The 1,436-nt window shown below is 34.1% G+C and carries 1 protein-coding gene; it reads right to left on the reverse strand.

Going from position 1 to position 1,436, the window contains the following annotated elements:
- A partial coding sequence (locus AB4Y90_RS17870) for an alpha-amylase family glycosyl hydrolase (protein ID WP_441558911.1) occupies positions 1-1,237 on the reverse strand: 1,237 nt, incomplete at its 3' end.
- Positions 1,238-1,436 lie beyond the last annotated feature (199 nt).

Consider the following 1,436-nt stretch of genomic DNA (forward strand, 5'->3'; position numbering starts at 1 on the left):
GATTGGTATAAATCCCCTGATCAAAAGATGTATCGCATTGTACGATCACCGGTTCTTTACTTAAATTAATAACGGTTAAAACCCGGTCTTTGTTTTTTTCTCTTACAAAAGAAATCACCTGATCCATCCGGTCATTCATAATTCTTACCATTTCACCTCCATAAACGCCGTTCCAAAGTGCTTGGTTTTTATGTTTTAAATCAAAAAGAAGGGTGTATAAAGTTTCATTTTCATGAGATTTCCAATCGATAGGATCTTTTTCGAAAAACTCCAGAGAACGATCGAGTCCTGCTTCCTGACCGCTGTAAACCAAAGACATTCCGTCCATCATTACCGTAAAAACAATAACTGCTTTTAAAGCATCGCCGAAATTACTGTATTGATTGCCTTCCCACGAATTTTTATCATGATTGTCAACAAAATTCATCCGGATCGCTTCTTTAGGGAAAAAAGAAACATGCTCTGCTAAATATGCTTCAGTGAGAAATTTTACACTGATATTCTGCTTAGCAATCTGGTGTAGGATATTCCATAAATTCCAATTATAAGTCGCATCAAAAGCTTTACGATGAAGATCTTTATCTTCAGCTTCAGCCAACATAAAAATAGGTTTTATTTCTTCGAGCTCAATTCTGGCATTTTCCCAAAAATCGATGGGCACAAAACTCGCAATATCACAACGATAACCGTCAATATCATATTCTTTTACCCAAAATTTAAGCGCTTCCGTCATGTATTTCCTGAGTTCAGAATTTTTGTAATCCAATTCGATAATATCGTCATAATCTCTCCATCGTGTCGACTGGAAAGTCCCTTTTCTGGATTTCATGTACCATTCAGGATGATCTTCAACCATTTTATTGTCCCAGCTTGTATGATTGGCAACCCAGTCGAGAATGACATACATTCCTGCTTTGTGAATGGCATTAACAAGGTTCCTGAAATCTTCTTCTGTACCGAATTCCTGATTGATTCCAAAATAATCTTTCACAGAATAATAGCTTCCCAAATTTCCTTTACGGTGCATTTCACCAATAGGATGTATCGGCATCAGCCAAATAATATCCACACCCATTTTTTTTAAACGAGGAAGTTGTTTTTCTATCTCTCTGAAAGAACCTTCATTTGAAAACTGTCGGATATTAAGTTCGTAAAGAGTAGCATTTTTTACCCAATCCGGAGTGACGAGCTGAACGTATTTTTTGGGTTGGTATCGGTTTWCAGAATGCTGTTCCATATAATTTTAGATTGGAAAAAGTTTTAGATAAATACTAATGTAAGGAATAAATGTGCCATTTATTTTGATTATGAATAAGATTAATTAATTTTTAAATTTTACAAAACCATATTGCTTTTTTAGAAATAATATTAAAAAAATAATGCATTAAGGTTTAATTTTTGTAAGACGTAGGAAGATAACTTAAAATATTAATTGA

The sequence above is a fragment of the Chryseobacterium sp. 2TAF14 genome (genome assembly GCF_052115105.1).
GTDB lineage: Bacteria > Bacteroidota > Bacteroidia > Flavobacteriales > Weeksellaceae > Chryseobacterium.